The 19,477-nt window shown below is 65.4% G+C and carries 20 protein-coding genes; 2 read left to right on the forward strand and 18 right to left on the reverse strand.

The window, feature by feature from the left end; genetic code table 11:
• Positions 1–142 precede the first annotated feature (142 nt).
• From ACLSSQ_RS13920 to hemN, 4 genes are all read right to left on the reverse strand, one after another.
• Complete coding sequence (locus tag ACLSSQ_RS13920) at positions 143–2,578, reverse strand: heavy metal translocating P-type ATPase (RefSeq protein ID WP_416243032.1); 2,436 nt, start codon at positions 2,576–2,578, stop codon at positions 143–145.
• Positions 2,579–2,761: 183 nt separating this feature from the next.
• Positions 2,762–3,190, reverse strand: coding sequence for a universal stress protein (locus ACLSSQ_RS13925; protein ID WP_014236735.1), 429 nt, complete (start codon positions 3,188–3,190; stop codon positions 2,762–2,764).
• Positions 3,191–3,209: 19 nt separating this feature from the next.
• A complete protein-coding gene (locus ACLSSQ_RS13930; RefSeq protein ID WP_416243033.1) occupies positions 3,210–3,896 on the reverse strand; it encodes a sulfite exporter TauE/SafE family protein in 687 nt (228 codons plus the stop codon).
• A gap of 129 nt (positions 3,897–4,025) precedes the next feature.
• Positions 4,026–5,423 carry an oxygen-independent coproporphyrinogen III oxidase gene (gene hemN / locus ACLSSQ_RS13935; protein WP_014236733.1) on the reverse strand — a complete coding sequence of 466 codons (1,398 nt, stop codon included), beginning with the start codon at positions 5,421–5,423 and terminating at the stop codon, positions 4,026–4,028.
• A gap of 151 nt (positions 5,424–5,574) precedes the next feature.
• Between hemN and fnr the strand changes: the two genes are divergently transcribed.
• Positions 5,575–6,321, forward strand: a complete 747-nt coding sequence (fnr, locus tag ACLSSQ_RS13940; protein WP_014236732.1) for a fumarate/nitrate reduction transcriptional regulator Fnr — start codon at positions 5,575–5,577, stop codon at positions 6,319–6,321.
• 96 nt (positions 6,322–6,417) lie between these two features.
• Here fnr and ACLSSQ_RS13945 read toward each other — a convergent pair whose 3' ends face one another.
• From ACLSSQ_RS13945 to ACLSSQ_RS13995, 11 genes are all read right to left on the reverse strand, one after another.
• Complete coding sequence (locus ACLSSQ_RS13945; RefSeq protein WP_014236731.1) at positions 6,418–6,996, reverse strand: hemerythrin domain-containing protein; 579 nt, start codon at positions 6,994–6,996, stop codon at positions 6,418–6,420.
• A 10-nt stretch (positions 6,997–7,006) separates the two neighbouring features.
• Positions 7,007–7,393 carry a SirB2 family protein gene (locus ACLSSQ_RS13950; RefSeq protein WP_014236730.1) on the reverse strand — a complete coding sequence of 129 codons (387 nt, stop codon included), beginning with the start codon at positions 7,391–7,393 and terminating at the stop codon, positions 7,007–7,009.
• Between the two features lie 19 nt (positions 7,394–7,412).
• Positions 7,413–8,630, reverse strand: coding sequence for an NnrS family protein (locus ACLSSQ_RS13955; RefSeq protein ID WP_416243034.1), 1,218 nt, complete (start codon positions 8,628–8,630; stop codon positions 7,413–7,415).
• Between the two features lie 15 nt (positions 8,631–8,645).
• Positions 8,646–9,944, reverse strand: a complete 1,299-nt coding sequence (locus ACLSSQ_RS13960; protein ID WP_416243035.1) for a hypothetical protein — start codon at positions 9,942–9,944, stop codon at positions 8,646–8,648.
• A 58-nt stretch (positions 9,945–10,002) separates the two neighbouring features.
• The gene (locus ACLSSQ_RS13965; protein ID WP_152090671.1) at positions 10,003–10,242 is read right to left on the reverse strand and encodes a DUF2249 domain-containing protein; all 240 of its coding nucleotides are present in this window, start codon (positions 10,240–10,242) and stop codon (positions 10,003–10,005) included.
• On the reverse strand, positions 10,239–10,691 hold the full coding sequence (locus ACLSSQ_RS13970) for a hemerythrin domain-containing protein (RefSeq protein WP_152090670.1): 453 nt from the start codon (positions 10,689–10,691) through the stop codon (positions 10,239–10,241). Before ACLSSQ_RS13970 ends, ACLSSQ_RS13965 begins: the two co-directional genes overlap by 4 nt.
• Before the next feature lie 122 nt (positions 10,692–10,813).
• The gene (locus tag ACLSSQ_RS13975; RefSeq protein ID WP_014236725.1) at positions 10,814–11,554 is read right to left on the reverse strand and encodes an MBL fold metallo-hydrolase; all 741 of its coding nucleotides are present in this window, start codon (positions 11,552–11,554) and stop codon (positions 10,814–10,816) included.
• The gene (locus tag ACLSSQ_RS13980) at positions 11,554–12,219 is read right to left on the reverse strand and encodes a chemotaxis protein (protein WP_287874243.1); all 666 of its coding nucleotides are present in this window, start codon (positions 12,217–12,219) and stop codon (positions 11,554–11,556) included. Before ACLSSQ_RS13980 ends, ACLSSQ_RS13975 begins: the two co-directional genes overlap by 1 nt.
• Positions 12,216–13,379: an NAD(P)H-dependent flavin oxidoreductase gene (locus tag ACLSSQ_RS13985; protein WP_014236723.1), complete on the reverse strand. Its 1,164-nt coding sequence runs from the start codon at positions 13,377–13,379 to the stop codon at positions 12,216–12,218. The genes ACLSSQ_RS13980 and ACLSSQ_RS13985 overlap by 4 nt, the downstream gene beginning before the upstream one ends.
• 120 nt (positions 13,380–13,499) lie before the next feature.
• On the reverse strand, positions 13,500–15,257 hold the full coding sequence (locus ACLSSQ_RS13990) for a PHA/PHB synthase family protein (protein WP_014236722.1): 1,758 nt from the start codon (positions 15,255–15,257) through the stop codon (positions 13,500–13,502).
• A gap of 45 nt (positions 15,258–15,302) precedes the next feature.
• On the reverse strand, positions 15,303–16,727 hold the full coding sequence (locus ACLSSQ_RS13995; RefSeq protein WP_416243036.1) for an MBL fold metallo-hydrolase RNA specificity domain-containing protein: 1,425 nt from the start codon (positions 16,725–16,727) through the stop codon (positions 15,303–15,305).
• 117 nt (positions 16,728–16,844) lie between these two features.
• Here ACLSSQ_RS13995 and ACLSSQ_RS14000 point away from each other — a divergent pair, with 117 nt between their 5' ends.
• Positions 16,845–17,288, forward strand: a complete 444-nt coding sequence (locus ACLSSQ_RS14000) for a universal stress protein (RefSeq protein WP_014236720.1) — start codon at positions 16,845–16,847, stop codon at positions 17,286–17,288.
• Between the two features lie 69 nt (positions 17,289–17,357).
• Here ACLSSQ_RS14000 and ACLSSQ_RS14005 read toward each other — a convergent pair whose 3' ends face one another.
• From ACLSSQ_RS14005 to ccoG, 3 genes are read right to left on the reverse strand one after another with little or no spacing between them, the layout of a single operon-like run.
• Positions 17,358–17,492 (reverse strand): DUF3149 domain-containing protein, encoded by a 135-nt coding sequence (locus ACLSSQ_RS14005; protein WP_014236719.1) that lies wholly within the window; start codon positions 17,490–17,492, stop codon positions 17,358–17,360.
• A gap of 17 nt (positions 17,493–17,509) precedes the next feature.
• On the reverse strand, positions 17,510–18,034 hold the full coding sequence (locus ACLSSQ_RS14010) for a FixH family protein (RefSeq protein WP_130460034.1): 525 nt from the start codon (positions 18,032–18,034) through the stop codon (positions 17,510–17,512).
• 18 nt (positions 18,035–18,052) lie between these two features.
• Entirely contained in the window at positions 18,053–19,465 is a 1,413-nt protein-coding gene (ccoG, locus tag ACLSSQ_RS14015) for a cytochrome c oxidase accessory protein CcoG (protein ID WP_416243037.1), read from the reverse strand.
• Between the last annotated feature and the right edge of the window lie 12 nt (positions 19,466–19,477).

Here is a 19,477-nt window from a genome sequence, read left to right on the forward strand (position 1 = left end):
TTAAAAAACTTGGCCACAGAGGGCACAGAGAACACAGAGTTTAAAACCATCGGCGCCTTCCAGGCCGGTGGTCGACGCAGAACCCACATCAGCAACGACAAAGAACCCTCGGTGAACTCTGTGTCCTCTGTGGCTAACGCCCTTATTTCGGCAACCAGCGCCGCAGCAGCAGGGAATTGCTCACCACCGAGACCGAACTCAAGGCCATGGCGGCGCCGGCCACCACCGGGTTGAGCAGGCCGAAGGCGGCCAGGGGAATGCCCAGCACGTTGTAGATGAAGGCGAAGAAAAGGTTCTGCCGGATCTTCGACAGGGTGGCCCGGGAAAGCGCAATGGCGTGGGCCACACCCATGAGGTCGCTTTTCACCAGGGTCAGGTCGGCGGCCTCCACCGCGGCGTCGGAACCGGCGCCCATGGCGAAGCTGACGTCGGCTGCCGCCAGGGCCGGGGCGTCGTTGATGCCGTCGCCGGCCATGGCCACCAGACGGCCGCCCTGTTTCAGTTTTTGCACTGCGGCCGCCTTGTCGCCGGGCAGCACTTCGGCCTCGAAACGGGCGATACCGGCCTGGGCGGCAATGGCCGCCGCCGTGGCCCGGTTGTCGCCGGTGAGCATCACCACTTCCACACCCAGGGCCTGCAAGCGCGCCACCGCGGCCTTGGAACTCTCCCGCAGGGGATCGGCGATGGCGATCAGGCCCAGGGCCACGCTGCCACCGGCCTGCTGTTCGGCCAGCACCACCACCGTCTTGCCCTGTCCCTGCAAGGCAGCAAGGACGCCATTCTCCACCGATGCACCCCGCTCCGCCGCCCAGGACGGGCTGCCCAGCAGCAGGGCCCGGGAGGACACCGCCCCTTCGACCCCGTGGCCGGCCACGGCGGCAAAGCCGCTCACCGCCTGCATCGCCAGGCCCCGGGCTTTCTGTTCGGCCAGCACGGCCCGGGCCAGGGGATGTTCCGAGCCCTGCTCCAGGGCCGCCGCCAGGGCCAGCACCTCGTCTTCGCTGGCGCCCAGGGCGACGATGTCGGTCACCGCCGGTTCGCCCCGGGTCAGGGTGCCGGTCTTGTCCACCGCCAGCACTTTCAGTTTTTCCGCCCGCTCCAGGGCTTCCGCATTCTTCACCAGGATGCCGGCGGCGGCGCCCCGGCCGGTGCCCACCATGATGGCGGTGGGCGTGGCCAGGCCCAGGGCGCAGGGGCAGGCGATGACCAGCACCGCCACCGCATTGACCAGGGCGGTGGTGAAATCACCCCCCAGCCACCACCACAGGCCGAAGGTGACCAGGGCGATGGCGCAGACCACCGGCACGAAAATGGCAGAGATTTTGTCGGCCAGCCGCTGCACCGGGGCCTTGGAGCCCTGGGCCTCGGCCACCAGGCGGATGATGCCGGCCAGCAGGGTGTGTTCGCCGACCCCGGTGGCACGGCAGCGCAGCATACCCTGGCCGTTGCTGGTGGCGGCGAAGACACCGTCGCCCGCCTGCTTGCCCACAGGCATGGACTCGCCGGTGAGCATGGCTTCATTGACGCTGGAAGCGCCCTCGATCACCTCCCCATCCACCGGCACCGCTTCGCCGGGGCGGACGATGAAGACGTCGCCGGGAATGAGCAGGGCCACGTCCAGCTCCACCAGTTCACCATTGCGTTCGACCCGGGCGGTCTTGGGCTGCAGGCGCACCAGTGCTTCCAGGGCGGCAGTGGTCTTGGCCTTGGCCCGGGCCTCCAGCAGCTTGCCCAGCAGCACCAGGGTGATGACGGCGGCGGAAGCCTCGAAATAGACGTGCTGGTGCTCCAGGCCGGCCAGGGTCACCACCAGGGAAAAGACGTAGGCCATGGTGGTGCCCAGGGCCACCAGCACGTCCATGTTGGCGCCACCGCCGCGCAGGGCTTTGTAGGCGCCGTCGTAGAAGCGCCAGCCGATCCAGAACTGCACCGGGGTGGCCAGCAGCAGTTGCAGCCAGCGGGGCAGCAGATCGCTGTGGCCATGTTCCGGCGCCGGGCCGAACATGGTGACCATCTGGGCCACCAGGGGCAGGGTGAGCAGGGCAGAGATGAAGAAGCGCCGCTTCTCGGCAGCATAATGGGCGGCCTTGCGGGCCTTTTCCTCTTCCCGGGTGGTGTCGCTGGCGACCCGGGCGCCGAAGCCGGCCTTTTCCACGGCGCTGATCAGCCGGGCCGTCTCCACCAGACCCGGCACGTAGCGGATGCGGGCCCGCTCGGCGGCCAGGTTCACCGCCCCTTCGACGCCGGGCAGGCGGTTCAGCACCTTCTCGATGCGGGCCGCGCAGGCGGCGCAGGTCATGCCCGTGAGTTCCAGTTCCACCGTGGCCGGCGGCACGGAAAAGCCGGCCTTCTCGATGGCTTCCACCACCCGCTGGGGCGTGGTTTCCCCGCCGCTCAAGGCGACGCTGGCCCGCTCCGCCGCCAGATTGACGCTGGCCTCCACGCCAGGCAGGCGGTTGAGCACTTTCTCGATGCGGGCCGAACAGGCGGCGCAGGTCATGCCGGCAATGGGCAGGTCGAGGCGGGAGGATGAAGGAGCGGCAGGGGACTGGGACACGGGCAACTCGGCAAGAAACATTAGCAATGGCTAATTATGGGCGCAGGCGCCCTTAGCCGCCAGTAACAGAGGGGCTCAAACCCCATGGTTACAGACCGCCGGCACGGCCAGGGGTTTCTTCGTTGCGCGGGGATGGACGCAGCCCTCCTCCCCGCCCGCTCATGCCGGGGATCAGGCCGGCTGCGCTGGCAGACGGCCTGCCGCCTATTTCACCAGCAGGACGGGCACCGTGGTTTCATGCACCACCCGGGTGGCCACCGAGCCCATGACGGCCCCGGCGATGGCGCTCCAGCCGTGGCTGCCGAGCAGCACCAGGTCGGCCCCCAGTTCAGCGGCCTGATGGGCGATGACGGCCCCCGGCTGGCCCACGTGGATGTGCCGCTGGTAGGCCACCCCGGCGGCCTTGAGCTTGGCCTCGGCCGCCTCCAGGCGTTCCACGCTGTCCTCCCGGTAGTAGCGCTCCAGGGTTTCGTGGCCCAGGTGGCGCTGCACCCGGCCGTCGGGAATGGGCGGATGCACGTAGAGCAGGTGCACCGTCGGCACTTCCCGGTACCAGGAGAGGCGGGAAATCAGGTGATCCACGGCCCGCAGGGAACAAGCGGAACCATCGACCGCCAGCAGGAAATTCAGCATCGTCTGCTCCTCAGCATTTCTAGATGTTATGGGCCAGGCGCCAGGCACCCAGCAGGCCCCACAGGCCGAAGCCGAGCACGCTCAGCCCGGCGATGCCGCGCACCCAGGGGCGCCGCACGAAATCCTTCAGCCGCGCCGCCAGGAGGCCGGCCAGCAGCAGATTGGGCAGGGTGCCCAAGCCGAAGGCCAGCATTACCGCGCCGCCCCGGGCGGCGCTGCCGCTCACCAGGGCGGTGGTCAGCACACTGTATACCAGACCGCAGGGCAGCCAGCCCCACAGCAAGCCCAGGGGAAAGGCCTGGGTCGGGCTGCGGGCGGGCAGAAAACGTTTGGAAAAGGGCTGCAGACGGCGCCACAGGCCCTGGCCTGCCCGCTCGGTCCACGCCAGGGCCTGGGTGGCACCGAGCAGATAGAGGCCCAGGGCTACCAGCATCAGGTTGGCCAGCACGTAGAGCACCAGGCGCAGGGACCATTGCTCTCCCAGGTGGGCGCCGGCCGCGCCGACGGCCCCCGCCAGGAGGCCGGCCAGGCCATAGCTGGCGATACGCCCCAGGTTGTAGGCCAGATGCAGGGACCAGCGGCTGCCTCCGACCTGCCCCAGGGACAGGGCGCCGACGATGCCGCCGCACATGCCGATGCAGTGGGTGCCGCCGAGAAAGCCGACGAGGAGGACGGAAAGCAGGGTGGGCAGGAAGGAGTCAGCCACGTGGGAGCGCCGTGCGGAAAGTGAAAAAGGCCATGGCCAAAATTATACCGGGCACTGGGGTTTCCCCCAGCGCCCGGCTTTTCCCCCCTGAGGCTTGCCTCAAGTTAAACGCGGTATCCCGTAGCCCGGTCAGATGACCTTGCTGTAACGGGTGCGCTGCCGATCGGCGCGCAGATATTTGTCGAACACCATGGAGATGGCCCGCACCAGGAGACGTCCCGGGGGCAGCACGGTGATCCATTTGTCGTCCACCTTCACCAGCCCGCCCCGCTCCAGTTCCTTCAGGTCCTCCAGTTCGGCGGCGAAGTACTTCTTGAAGTCGATCAGGTGGGCGATTTCGATGGACTCGGTGGAGATTTCGAAATGGCACATCAGGGCCTGGATGATGGAACGGCGCAGCAGGTCGTCGGCGGTCAGCTCGATGCCCCGCAGCACCGGCAGCACGCCGGCGTCCAGGCGGTCGTAGTACTCGTCCAGGGTGCGGTAGTTCTGGCTGTAGGTGGGCCCCACCTTGGCGATGGAGGAAATGCCGAAGGACAGCATGTCGCAGTCCGCATGGGTGGAGTAGCCCTGGAAATTGCGGTGCAGCCGGCCCTGGCGCTGGGCCACGGCCAGCTCGTCGTCCGGCTTGGCGAAGTGGTCCATGCCGATGAAGACGTAGCCGGCATCGGTCAGCTTCTTGATGGCCAGGGAGAGCAGCTGCAGGCGCGTGTCGGCGTTGGGCAGGTCGCTCTCGTTGATGCGCCGCTGGGGCTTGAAGAGGCCCGGCAGGTGGGCATAGTTGTAGATGGAGAGACGCTCCGGGTCCATAGCCAGGACCCGCTCCAGGGTGCGGTTGAAGCCCATCACCGTCTGGTGGGGCAGGCCGTAGATGAGGTCCACGCTGATGGACTTGAAGCCGCTCTTGCGCGCCTGGTCCATCACCGTGAAGGTTTCTTCCTCGGTCTGGATGCGATTGATGGCCTGCTGCACCCGCTCGTCGAAATCCTGGACGCCCAGGCTCATGCGGTTGAAGCCCAGCTCGCCGAGCAGGGCCACGGTGGGCCGGTCCACCTTGCGCGGATCCACTTCGATGGAAATCTCGGCCCCATCCACCAGCTTGAAATGGCGGTGGGTGAGGTCCATCAGCTGGTGCATTTCCTCATGGGAGAGGAAGGTGGGCGTGCCGCCGCCCCAGTGCAGCTGGGAGACTTCCCGATCCCCGTCCAGCAGGTACTCGGCCTGCAGGGCCATCTCCTTGCCCAGGTACTTGATGTACTTGGCGCTGCGGCCGTGATCCTTGGTGATGATCTTGTTACAGGCGCAGTAGTAGCAGATGGTGTTACAGAAGGGGATGTGGAAGTATAATGACAGCGGTCGGCTGATACCGCCGATGTTGCGTTTGCCCAACCACAGCTTCAGGGCCTCGGCATCGAAGGCTTCGACAAAACGGTCAGCCGTCGGATAGGACGTGTAGCGCGGTCCATTGACGTCGAAGCGGCGGATGATCTGGGGATCGAAAACCAGGTTGTTGGCGGTAAATGTCATTGAAAAACAGTCGTTGCAGAACCACACATTAGGTGCGGCTTATTATCGTGGTGCAGGAACTGGGGCACGTTGACCTGGATCAAAGGCTTCCAAAGGGCCTTCCGGCGCAGGTTACCACCATCCGAACGCCCTTGGCCCAGCGAGGAACAGCATGCCGTTGAAGAAGACCAGCGCCCAAGAAATTACCCTGTCGGTCATCAAGACCGCCTGCTCGAACTGTAACCTGCAAGAACTGTGTCTTCCCTACGGTCTCAACGAGACCGAGATGTCCAAGCTGGACGAACTGGTCAGCACCCGCCGCAAGATCAAGCGCGGTGACCACCTGTACCGGGCCGGGGAGGCCTTCGAATCCATCTACGCCATCCGCGCCGGTTTCTTCAAGACCGACGTGCTGCTGGAAGACGGCCGCGACCAGGTCACCGGCTTCCAGATGGCCGGCGAGCTGCTGGGCCTGGACGGCATCAGCACCGAACACCATTCCTGTAACGCGGTGGCCCTGGAAGACAGTGAAGTCTGCATCATCCCCTTCCCCCGCCTGGAAGGCCTGTCCCGGGAGATCGTGGCCCTGCAGCACCACTTCCACAAGGTGATGAGCCGGGAGATCGTGCGCGACCATGGGGTCATGATGCTGCTCGGCACCATGCGGGCAGAAGAACGGCTGGCCGCCTTCCTCCTCAATCTCTCCCAGCGCTTCACCGCCCGCGGCTATTCCCACGCCGAGTTCTACCTGCGCATGACCCGGGAAGAAATCGGCAGCTACCTGGGCCTCAAGCTGGAAACCGTTTCCCGCGCCTTCTCCCGCTTCCAGGAAGAAGGTCTGATCGCCGTGCAGCAGAAGCACATCCGCATCCTGGACATCCCGGGCCTGAAAAAGCTGATGACCCACCAGTCGGCCTGATCCCGGACAAGCGTCAAACAAAAAAGCGGCTCCGCGGAGCCGCTTTTTTTATTGCCCGGATTATTGCCCGGGCTTAGTCCAGGAGTGCCGGCAGTCCTACTGCTCCCCTTCCGGAAACACCGCCCCCCGCCGCGCCGCCATGCTGCGGCCGACGGCGGCCGCCTGCTCGGGGGACAGCAGGCGCCGCCCCAGGGGCAGCAGCTCCCGGGTTTCCAGATCGATGTGTCCCAGATAAAGCTCGGCCAGCCCTTCCACCATGGCCGCCGGCAGGGCCTCGCTGCATTCCCCCGGCTGGGCCGCGACGATGGCCTGCAGGCGGGCCAGCACCTCATCCCGCGCCCGGTCCATGCGCCGGTGATCGGCCAGGATGCGCTCGATGAGGGCCTCCACCTGGGCCGCCACCGCCGCTTCCCGGGCCACCGCCTGGCTCGCCCGCAGGGCGGGAAAGAGGTCATCCTCCTCGTCCGCATGGTGATGGGGAGCGGCCACGGAGAAATAGCGCAGCACGCCCTGGGCCGCCTCCCGGGCAGCCTGGTCAGCGCCGTGCCGGGGCAGGTGCTGCACCAGGCGACGCAGGGTCTCGATCTGGGCCTGGATGCGACCGTGGCAGGCATCCAGCATTTCCAGGGGTTCGTCGAAACTGGGGGCGGCGGCGCCCAACAGGCTGTGGCTCATGCAATTCCTTTCACAGACCGGCGAAGAAGCCGGCGGGATGACGCGTCAGGGCAACGGAAACGATATAGGCGAAACACGACAGGGCCATGACGAAAAAGATGCCCCGCACCGCCTTGCTGCGCCCCCGCTTGAGGGCCACGCTGCCGCAGCCGATGTAGGCCAGCAGGGCCAGCACCTTGGCCGTCAGCCAGCCCTGGACGAAGGGATACTGGCCGGAGAGAAAGGCCAGGGCCAGGGCGCTGCCGAGCAGCAGGGTATCCACCACATGGGGCGCCACCCGCGGCAGGCGCCCCTGCAGTCGAGGCGACTCCTGCAGCATCCAGAATCCGCGCAGGAGGAATCCGAGGCCGGAGAGGACGACGCAGGTGATGTGCAGATGCTTGAGGGCCAGGTACATGGGATGGCTCCGCGATCCGTCAGCCGGGCTGGCCGTCGGGCCGGGGCCGCAGGTACATGGCGCCGTGGCGCCGCACCCACAGGGCGAACACCAGCAGCCAGGCCAGGCTGGCCAGCCACTGCAGGTTGAAGGGGCCGGACAGGGGCAGGAACTCGCCGGCGATGCGCAGCAGGGGCACGCTCTGGAACAGCCAGAACAGGGGCCAGGTGGTCTGATCCCCGGCGTTGATGGGCCGGCCCGAATGCCCCAGGGTGACCCGGGTGACCATGCCCAGCAGCATGGAAACGAAATAGCCGATACTGATGGCGTGCAGGGGCGCCAGGCCGCCGAAGCTGCCGCCCAGCGCCAGGGCCAGTCCCTGGCAGGCATAGAGCACCAGCCCCAGGCCCAGCCAGACGGTGGCGCCATGGATCATGGCCAGCATGGGCACCGCCAGGCTGCGCCGAAGCTGCCACTTCCAGGAGAAATGAATGACCACAGCGGCGGCAACGGCGTCCGGCAGCCACAGGGCTCCGTGCCAGCCGACCAGGGCCAGCAGGGCGTGGCCGAGGAAACAGGCCAGCACCAGCCACAGCAGGGGCATGGGCCGGTAGATGGTGTAGTTCTTCAGCACCGCTGCAGTGAAGAAGGGCAGCATGCGATGGCTGACGATGAAGAACACCGGCAGTAGGCAGCCCCACAGCCCCAGCTCGATGCCGGCCCGCACCCCGTCGCCGGCCATGACCGCCAGGCCCCAGGCATAGGCCCAGAGGGCGACCAGGCCCAGCCCCAGGGCGGCCAGCAACGCGTAGGCGTGGGAACGGTCCGGTGCGAAGCCCCGGGGCTGGGGCCAGGTCACGGCCCGGGCCAGGGCGACCAAGCCCCACAGCCAGCCGAGGGACGCCACCACCAGGCCGGACACGGCCAGGGGCGCCGCCAGCAGGCCGCCCCAGAAGAGCAGCCAGCCGCCGGCCAGCAGAGCGAAGGCCGGCAGGTACTGGCCCCGCGTCAGGGCCGGGGCGCTCACCCACTTGGGCAGGGCCGTCATGAGAAAACCGAAGATGAAGGGCGGGAACAAGCCGAACAGCATCAGGGCCCCATGCAGCCAGATGCCGGGCAGGGCCCAGGCCGGAGCCCCATAGAGGCCGGCATAGCGGCCGCCCAGGTCCACCGCCCAGAACAGCACCGCCAGCAGGCTCTGCAGGGCGCCGAGGGCGAACATGACCCGGTGGGGGGCGCTGAAAAAGGCCTTGAACATGGAATCTCCGAAAAATCAGGCAGCCGTGGCGAGCTGCTCGCCGATATGCCGTAGATGCCGCCGATAGACCTGCAGGCAGCGCCAGAGGTTCACCAGCAGCCACAGGTTGGACAGCAGCAGGGCCAGTCCGGCCGGCCAGGCGAACCAGGCGGGGCGGACCACGGCGGCCAGCAGCAGGACCAGGGAAGCGGCATGGGCCGCCATCTGCCGCGCCATGGCGCTCTCGGCCAGGATGCGCTTCATGTTCGGCGCCAGCACCCGGCCCTGGCCCGCGTTCTGCAGATGCAGCCAGATGAGAAAGGGCACGATTTTGTACAGCATGCCGGTGATCACCGACATGAACCCGCCCACCAGCAGGAGCATGCCCAGCAGCAGGGGCAGCCCGGGCCACAGGCCCAGGGCCGGCCACAGCTGCCCCACCGCCCACAGGGCCGCCCCGCCGACGGCGCAGGCCAGCCCCAGCCGCCAGTAGCGCTGGGTGGCATCGAGCCGGGCCCGCTTGCTGCGCACCAGCAACCACAGGGTCGCCAGGGCAAAGGTGCCGCAACCGGCCGCCACCAGGGCCGCCAGGAGGGGGGCACCGCCCCAGCCGGCCGCCTCGGCGCCGCTCCACAGGGCCAGCAGCAGGAACAGCAGGGGCGCCAGGAGCCGGGTCAGCCAGCCGGGAAAAGCCGGCGTCAGGAGGAACATGGGCACCACCACGTAGGCGACGCCGGACAGCAGCAGCACGCCCCAGCCCACCAGGCCCCAGGCCAGGTGGATGCCGGTGATTTCCAGCAGGGGCCAGGACAGCCCCCAGGCCAGGTTGACCAGCATGGACAGGCCCAGCAGCACCGTCACGCCGAGGCCGGCCACGGCCAGCTTGAGGGCCCACTGGATGGTGCTGCCCATGGGAATCTGGGCCAGGGCCCGGCCGACGGCAACGAGGAAGATGAGGACGCCGCCGCCGAGACACAACAGGGCGCCCTGGAACAGTTCGCTGCGGTAGGTGAGGAAGCCCCCCACCAGGAACAGCAGCCCCAGGGTAAGCAGGCCGTGCACCGCCCGGGCCACGCCCAGGGGCCGGGCCACGCCGGCGCCGGTGGCCACCGGCAGGATCTGCAGCAGGGCGCCGACCATGGTCTGCAACATGAAGCCGGCCGTCAGCAGATGGGTGAAGGCCAGGGCCCCGGCGGTCCAGCGGGAGGCCAGCAGCTCCGGCCCGAGGATCAGCAGGAGCAGGCCGGCGGCCGCCGCGAACAGGGGGGCGCTGAGAAAGAAGCGCAGGGGCGCCGCCAGGGGCGGGGCCTGGTCGAAGGACAGCATGGCTTGCATGGGAAGCGTCCTGGGCGGCGGCGTGACGATCAGCGGCGACGGGCCGGCGCCAGGGACCTCAGGCCGCCACCTTCCAGATGAGAATCTCCACCGTGCCGTCTTCTGCGGTCTGGGAACGGTAGGTATAGCCGTTGTTCACCAGGGTGCGGTACAGGGGATGGGGCTCCCGGTAGAGCAGGAGCAGCATCTTTTCCCCGTCCTTCAGCTCATCCAGGCCCTCCATGGTGCGCACGAAGGGTTCGGGCGGCTCCATCATGCGGGCATCCACCACCAGGGCGGCTTCGTCGCGGGCGCTCATGACTGGGCACTCCCGGTGGTCTTCTGCAGCAGGGGCAGCAGCTCGCCGGCATGCCCGGCCAGATGTTCGTCGCACATGGGATACAAGACGTTTTCTTCCTTCAGGTTGTGCTGCTGCATGAGGATCAGCAGGGTCTCGGCCGCCCCCAGGTAGTCGTCCTGGTCGCCGGCGGCCAGGGCCTGGCGCGCCTCGTCCATGAGACTGCGCATCTGCACATGTTCCAGCCGCATCATCTGGGTGGGCCCCATGCGGATGCCGGTGGCCTGCTCGAAGGCGGGAAAGAGGGTTTCCTCCTCCGCCTGGAAATGGGCCAGGGTGGCCTGGCAGAAATCGGCGAAGAGCCGGGCCGGCAGGGCCGGGTCGGGTTGGGAGAGGGACTGCTCCACGGCCGCGAACAGGTCGTCGCAGCGGCGGTGGTCGCCACTCATGTAGTCTCGGATGGGGGTCATGCCTGCTTCCTCTCTGGGGTTCAGGCGGATTCTGCCCAGCCCGGCAGGAGGACTCCTTGACTGGAATCAAAAGCGCCGGACAGGTGTCCGGCGCCGGGCGAAACAGGAGGGCGGGAGGCCGTTCAGCCGCGCAGGATGCCGACCTGCAGCTCGTCGAACCAGTTGATGAAGCGCTGCACGTCGGCTCCCTGGTAGATGGCGCCGTGCTGGGGGCAGAGCATGTCGATTTCCATCTGGGCCACCCGTTCGCACCAGCGGCGCTTGGCTTCGTTGGAGCCCATCCAGCGGCGGTGGAAGCCTTCGGCGTGCTTGATGTGGCGGTCGAAATCCTCGACGAACAGGCCTGCCTCCTCGGGCGGCAGCAGGGCTGCGCCGACGTCGCCGGAGAAGTACATGCGGGCCTGGCGGTCGTAGAGGTGGAAATTGCCGGAGGAATGCAGGTAGTGGGCCGGCACCGCCGTCAGGGTGAGGCCGTTGAGGCCGATCTCCATACCCTCGTCGGGAATGGGCACGAAGGTGTCGCTGGTGCCGCCGAAATGGGGAATGAAGCTCTCCCAGAGCCAGCTGGTGTAGCAGTGCATCTTGGGATTGAATTCCAGCCACATGGCCAGGGAGGAGATGATGTCCGGGTCCTGGTGGGAAGCGAACAGGCCGACCACTGCGGACGGATCGAACTCGGCCGCCAGGGCGGAGAACACCGCCGGGAAAATCTCGGCGCCGCCCGGGTCCAGGATCAGCCCCTGGACGCCGTTGGCCACCAGGTACTCATTGGTGTCGATGAGGGAGTCGGGACGTTCCGGATCGCGCACGATGGCCACCCACTTGTGGGTGCCGTCCTGAAAGATGGTCTGGGTCTTTTTCATTATCTCCCCCCGAAGAAGCTGGATTTTTTCAGGGTCTCCAGGGAACCGCGGATCTCTTCGACAATGCCGTCGAACTCGCCGGAAACCTGGGCCAGGGCCCCGGCAAAGCTTTGCCCGTAGGCGGCTTCGATCTTGGCCGACTTGGCCAGCACGCCGCCCAGCTCCACCAGCTGGAAAGCATCTTCCAGGGCCAGCTTCAGCTCGCGCCGCAGGCGGGAAAGGGTCTCGCGCCGCACCTGGGCCTCCCGGTCGCGCCGCCGCAGCACCTCTTCCAGGCGGGCGTTGCCGCCGGAAAGCTGGACACCGGCCGCCAGCAGGCGGGAATAGCGGGAATGCTGCAGCAGGCGGGACACTTCCACCACGGAGGCGTGGATCAGCTGGCGCAGGGACTCCATCTGGGTCCGCAGGTCCCGGGAGAAGACTCGCAATTCGTTGGAGAGAACGCCGAAGCCGAGGGCGGCACTGCCGGCCCGCTTGGCCAGGAAGATGGCGTTCAGGGCCATGATGTTGATCTTGAAGGCGACGGCCACCACCGCCTTGATCTGTTCGTTGATGCGCACGATGCGCAGCAGGTCCAGGGACGCCCCGGCAGTTCCTTCCGCGGCACGAATGCCGGAATGGGATGCCGGGTAGGTGTCGGAAACCTGCAGCGCCGTGGAGGTCATGTGAAGACGGGTTTTTCGCCAGTCAGCAGATAATGCATCAATTCTCGCACGGGGCGAATGGCGGAACCAAACGGCAGGCTGGAGGCGCCGCGGAAGAAAAGGCCCTTCTGCACGTCGCCGGTGACGGCGGCAGCCAACTGGTTGTCGATGCAGAACTGGCCATGCTTGGGGTTGCTGTCCCGCAGGCCGCACTGCAGCAGGCAGTCCCAGGCCAGGGTGCATTTGTGCTCCTTGCCGGCGGCGGCAGCCATGAGCTTTTCTTCCCGGTTCAGGTACTTTTCCAGCCAGGGGGTCTTCACTGCCCGGGCCGGCAGGCCGGCACAGCTCATGAAGTCCACCACGTCCTTGTCCTTGGCGCCGGCCAGGACCTTCTTGAATTCGATGTCGGCGTCGCCCTCTTCGGCCACGGCGAAGGCACTGCCCAGCTGCACGGCGGCAGCGCCCATGTCGATCAGCTCCCGCACCCGTTCGTGGCTGTTGATGCCGCCAGCCGGAATCAGGGGAATCTTCTCGGAAGCAATGCCCATTTCCTCGAAGGCTTCCAGCACGCCGGGGATGACCACCTCGAAGTTGAAGCGGGGATCGTTCACATCCTCCTTCTTGGCGGCACCCAGGTGGCCGCCGGCGTAGCGGGGATGTTCGATGACGATGGCGTCGGGGAGGCGGTTCTTGCGCATCCATTTCTTCAGCAGCAGCACGATGCCGCGCACGTCGGAAAGAATGGGCACCAGGGCCACGTCCGGGTAGCCCTCGGTCAATTCGGGCAGATCCAGGGGCAGGCCGGCACCCATGACGATGGCCTCGGCGCCGGACTGACAGGACTGACGCACGTAATCCTGGTACTGGGTCACCGCCCGCATGACGTTCACGGCGATGACGCCGCGGCCCTGGGCGATGTCCTGGGCCATCTTGATTTCCCGGTCGAGGGCGATCAGGTTGGCCTTTTCGATGGCTTCCCGGTTGCGGGAACGGCCGGTCTCGGCCATCAGGTCCGGGTGGTGGCGGCGCAGATCGACGCTGGCGATGGTCCCCACCCCGTTGAGGGAGGCGACGGTACCAGCCAGGCGGTGGGCGGAAATACCGACCCCCATTCCCCCCTGGACGATGGGCACCAGGGTCTTACCTTTGATTTTGAGAGGGGGGAAAGCGGTGGAGCTCATCGAGTCTGGGGCCTAAAAACAAAGCCGCCCACGATATCACAATCCGGGATGCTTGGCTTGATCTGGATTAAGCCTTTTGTCGTAGCTCCCCCGCCGGGCTTTCCCCTTCCCATGCCTGCCTCAGGGTTCCAGCACGTAGGTGCCCGGCGCCGGCGCCAGGGCCGGAAAATCCTTGTGGGGCTTGGGCGGGGCCACCAGGGCGCCACTCTTGGGCACCAGCCACTGCACCCAGTCCTCCCACCAGCTGCCAGGACGCTTCTCGGCCGCCGCTTCCCAACGCTCGATATTCTCGCCCCGCTCCGGCTCGCCCACCCAGTAGCTGCGCTTGGGCGGATTCACCGGCGGATTGACGATACCGAGGATGTGGCCGGAAGTGGACAGCACGAACCGGGTCGGCGCACTGACGTACTTGCGGATGCGATAGCACTGGCGCCAGGGGGCGATATGGTCGTCCTCCGCCGTCACTGCATAGAGAGGCTGGGTGATGCGTTCCAGGTCGATGGCCTCACCGCCGATGGTAAGGGCATCCTTCTTCACCAGATTATTGTTGAGGTACATCTCCCGCAGGTAGTAGGAATGCATGGCGTAAGGCATGCGGGTGCTGTCCACGTTCCAGAACAGCACGTCGAAAGGCGCCAGGGGCTCGCCGTAGAGGTAGCTGTGCACGTAGTAGTGCCAGATCAGGCTGTTGGAACGCAGCATGCGGAAGGAGGACATCATTTCCTTGCCGTCGAGGTAGCCCTTCTTGGCCATGGAATCCTCGATCCACTTGACGCTGGCCGGATCCACGAAGACCTCGATGTCGCCGGGACGGGAGAAATCCGTCAGGGTGGTGAACAGGGTCCAGGAGGACACCGGCACCTTGTCGGCACTGCCGAACTTGCGGTTGGCCCAGGCCATGTAAGCCGTCAGGGTGGTGCCGCCGATGCAGTAGCCCACCGCATTGACCTGAGGCACCTTGCAGATGGTGCGGGCGGCTTCCATGACCTCATGCACGCCCTCAGTCACATAGTCTTCGTAGGTGACCTGGGACATGTCCTCGGTCGGATTTTTCCAGCTGGTGATGAAAACCGTGAAGCCCTTCTCCACCAGATAGCGCACCAGGCTCTTCTTGGCGGTCAGGTCCAGAATGTAGAACTTGTTGATCCAGGGCGTGACGATGACGATGGGCTGTTTGTAGACCTGGGCCGTGGTCGGGGTGTACTGGATCAGTTCCACCAGGCGGTTGCGGAACACCACCTGGCCGGGCGTGGTCGCCAGATCGACGCCGACCTTGAAGGCATCCTCGTCCACCATGCGCACGGTGCCGGACTGGCTGTCCTTGAGATAGTTCTCCATGCCCCGGGCCAGGGACTCTCCCTTGCTCTCGACGAACTTGCGCAGGGCCACCGGGTTGGTCCAGAAGAAATTGGTGGGCGCCACGGCATTGAGCCACTTGCGCAGCCAGAAGGCGGCGCGGCGGCGCTCCTTGTCCGACAGTCCGGGGGTCTCGAAGTACATGTCCTCCAGCCGGTGGGTCATGGCCAGATACCACTCCTTCATGATGTCCCAGGTCGGGGACTGCTCCCATACCGGATCTGAAAAACGGCTGTCATCCTCGTGGGGGCGCACCACATCCTCGGAAGGCAGGCCCAGGGCCCGGCGCATGACGTGGGCCTGGAGGGCCAGCAGGTCGCCGGAAAGACCCGTCATGACGCGGCTCAGCTCCTGGGGATGCATCAGCCAGGCGGCCTGGGCATTGAGCATGGAGGTGGTGATGCCAAAAGGATCGACCTGCTTCTCCAGTTTCTCCCCCATGTCTTCCAGGGGACTGGCTCCCGAGAGGTTGATGCTCTTGTGGTGCTTGGAGGAGGAAGCTGAATTGGGGTTGGCCGCCATGGTTTTCTGCCTTTTTAGGACTGACGCTGGAAGAGGAATTTTATATCAAACTATGACAGGGTCGTTGCAACGGGCTACGGCCACATTGGCCCAGCCGTAGCGCTGTTCGATGGCATCGCGCAGGGCCTGGGCGGCCTCCGGCTCGCCATGGACGACCCGCACCAGGCCCGGCGCCCGGGAAAAGTGCCCGACCCAGTCCAGCAGCGCCTGCTGGTCCGCATGGGCGGAGAGGCCGCCGATGGTATGCACGTCCGCCCGCACCGGCACGATCTGGCCGAACAGGCGCACGGTCCGGGCCCCATCCACCAATCGACGCCCCAGGGTGCCAGCCGCCTGGAAGCCGGTAATCAGCACCGTGCTCTCGGGACGGGGCAGGTTGTAGGCCAGGTGGTGCTTGATGCGTCCCGCATCGCACATGCCGCTGGCGGAGATGATCACGGCGCCTTCCCGGATGTCGTTGAGGGCCATGGACTCTTCCACGTCGGCGGTGAAATGCACCCGCACCGCCTGGGGATTGGCTTCCTGCCAGGCCATCAGGTCCCGGGTTTCGTCGTCCCACAGATGGCGGTACTTGAGGGTGATGCGGGTGGCCGCATCGGCCATGGGGGAATCCACGTAAATCTTCAGGTGGGGCAGCCGCCCCTGCCGCACCAGACCGCCAAGGACATAGAGGATTTCCTGGGTCCGCCCCACGGCGAAGGCGGGGATGATGATGTTGCCGCGCTTCTCGCCGAACGTGTGCTCAAAGGCCCGGATCAACTCCGCCTCGGTATCCTCCAGGGGCCGGTGCACCCGGTTGCCGTAGGTCGATTCGATGCAGAGCAGGTCGGCCTCGGCGATGAACTCGGGGTCCCGCAGCACGGGGCGCCCCGGCTGCCCCAGGTCGCCCGAGAACACCAGCTTGCGCGGACCGTCGGCCGTGTCGATCTGCACCTCCAGAATGGCCGACCCCAAAATGTGACCCGCATCCCGGAAACGCACGCTGACACCGGATGCCGGATGCAGGGGGGTGTCGTAATCGACGGCACGCAGCAGCTTCAGGCACTCCTGGGCCTGGGTCACCGTATAGAGCGGCGGCTGCAGACCGCGCCCGCCGCGGCCGGAGCGGTGGCTGCGACGCAACTGCCACTCCGACTCCTTCTCCTGGATATGGGCCGAATCGAGCAGCAGCACCTGCAGCAGGTCGGTCGTGGCGGCGGTGGCGTAGATGGGGCCGCGATAGCCCAGCATGGCCAGGCGCGGCAGCAGTCCGGAATGGTCGATATGGGCGTGGGTCAGCAGGACGAAGTCCAGATGGCGCACGTCAAAAGCCAGCGCGCGCTGGTTCTTGCCGTAGGCATCGCCGCCCCCCTGGAACATGCCGCAATCCACCAGGAAGCGCAGCCCTTCCATTTCCACCAGGGTGCACGACCCGGTGACCTCACCGGCCGCACCATGCATGCTGACCTGAATCTTGCCCTGCAGCGACATCGATACACTCCTTGCGTTTATGCCATTCTCGCCCCAAGAGTGGCTAGGGTTTTGACTTCCGTCAAAACTGACTTAGGATGGGGCCTAGAGATTTTTTCCCATAGAGGAGCCCCTCACATGTTCAAGCACATCCTACTCCCTACCGACGGTTCCGAACTCTCCCGCGAGACGGCCAAGAAGGCGGTCTCCTTCGCCAAGGAATGCGGCGCCCGCATTACCGCCTTCTACGCCAAGCCCGAGTATCCCGTCACCTACTACGGTGAAGGTGCTCTGATCGATCCGACCACGCCGGAGAAATTTGCCGAACTGGCCGACAACCAGGCCAACGAATTCCTGGGTCAGGTGGAGCAACTCTGCCAGGCCAATGCCGTACCCTGCACCACGGTCGCCGTCACCAGCGACATTCCCTATGAGGCCATCATCGAGACGGCCGAAAAGTCCGCCTGCGACCTCATCTTCATGGCTTCCCATGGCCGCAAGGGCATCACCGGCCTGTTACTGGGCAGCGAGACCAACAAGGTCCTGACCCACTCCAAGGTGCCGGTGCTGGTGTATCGCTGATCCCGGATCAGTTGCCGCAAATGAAAAAGGCCTGGAAATTCCAGGCCTTTTGCTTTGACGGAGACCGGATTACTTCTGACCGGGCTTCTCGTTCATTTTCTTGCTGAAATAGACGCCGAAGTAGGCGCCCATCACCACCACAAAGCCGATGGTGAAGAGACTCAGCAGACCGATATCAGTGGAAAACAATTCCTTCCAAGCCATGGTGTTACCTCCCGTTATTAACGATTAGAAGAAGAAACCGGTGCGGTCACTTTCATAGACAGCGACTCTTGCTTTTCCATTGCCCACTCGGCGGACAGACGCCAGTTGCCGGATTCGTCCTCAAGACGCACCAGCCAGCGATTGCCGACGATGGGATTATTTAATTTGCCACTATAGGCGCCCTGACCATCGGATGCCAGGGTAATTTCCTGATCGAATCCGGCCTTGGCCGGGTGAGCCAGTTTCAGGCGCACTTTCTCCGGCAGGGCCGCACCCTGGGTGCTCGTGAGCAGGACGCGGAAGCTGCCGTTGTTACCGGCGAAGACTTCCGCCTGGAGCCCCAATTCCTCGGCCCTGCGATCCCGCTGAATGACCTGGTTCACCTCCAGGCCCTGCTTGTAGTAATCGTCCGCCACCAGGCCATCGTTGCTCTTGATGGCAAGCCAGACGGTGACGATGCCTGCCAGGATGACAGCAACAGGGCCGGCAGCCAGGATCCAGGGCCAGGGCTCGCGGTACCAGGGTTGTGCAGCAGTTCTCATAGGGGCTCGCTTGAAAAATCAGGGAAGCATGAAACTGGCCTTTTCACTGACGCGCACCTTGTCGTGATTCTGGGCCTGGATTTCAAAGAAAATATGGTTGGCACCCTTGGTACCGGACTCGGGCGGCACACGCACGGACACCAGGACCGACTCGGTGGTGGCGGCAGGCACCTCGACGATGCGCTCACCGATGATCTCGGCCCCCGGCAGCCCGCTGACGCTGAGGGCATAGCGCCGCGGCGCTTCTTCGGTGTTCATGATGCGCAGAGTGTAGATGTTCTCGATGCGCCCGTCATCGGCTTCGCGGGCCAGGGTCGCGCGGTCGCGGATGACGTCCACCTTGAGCGGAATGCGGGTACCGAGCCCCCAGGCTGTCGCCAGGATGATCATGCCGAGAATGGCGGAATAGAGCAGCACCCGGGGCCGCATCACATGGGCCACCATTTCCTTGGGCGTATAGTGCTTGGCCAGGGCATTCTCCGTGGAGTAACGGATCAGGCCCCGCGGATAGGACATCTTGTCCATCACCTCGTCGCAGGCGTCAATACAGGCGGAACAGCCGATGCACTCGTACTGCAGTCCGTTACGGATATCGATACCGGTCGGACAGACCTGAACGCAGATGCCACAATCGACGCAGTCGCCCTTGCCCTCGCTACGGGGGTCAATCCCTTTCTTGCGCGCGCCCCGCGGCTCACCCCGTTCCGGGTCATAGGTGATGATCAGGGTATCCGGATCGAACATGACCCCCTGGAAACGGGCATAGGGGCACATGTACTTGCACACCTGCTCCCGCAGGAAGCCGGCCTGCATGTAGGTGAAACCGGCGTAGAACAGGATCCAGAAGATTTCCCAGGGGCCGAAGCCGAAGGAAGGAATGGAGGCCACCAGTTCCTTGACGGGGGTGAAATAGCCCACCAGGGTAAAACCGGTCCACAGCGAAAGGATCAGCCACAGGGCATGCTTGGTGGTTTTCAGGCGCAGTTTGCGCCCGTCCAGCGGCCCCTTGTCCAGCTTTATGCGGGCGGGCCGGTCACCTTCGACCTTGGCTTCTATCCAGAGAAATAGTTCGGTGTAGACGGTCTGGGGGCAGGCATAGCCGCAAAAGAGCCGCCCGGCCACCGCAGTAAACAGGAACAGGGCATAGGCGGAAATGATCAGCAGCAGCGCCAGGTAAAAGACATCCTGGGGCCAGAACACCATGCCGAAAATATAGAACTTGCGCTCGACCAGATGGAACAGGACTGCCTGGCGGCCATTCCAGTCGACCCAGCAGAGCCCGTAGAACAGGGCCTGGGTGAGGAACACCATCCCCCAACGCCAATTGTTGAAAAGGCCGGAGGCGGCCCGCACGTAGATCTTCTTGTGCTTTTCGTAGAGAGACCCGTTCGCTTCCGGTACAGCTGAATTGCCGTTCTCGATCTGGCTCATTGCTTGCTCTTA

This window comes from Azospira sp. APE16 (assembly GCF_047901315.1).
Taxonomy (GTDB): Bacteria; Pseudomonadota; Gammaproteobacteria; order Burkholderiales; family Rhodocyclaceae; genus Azospira; species Azospira oryzae.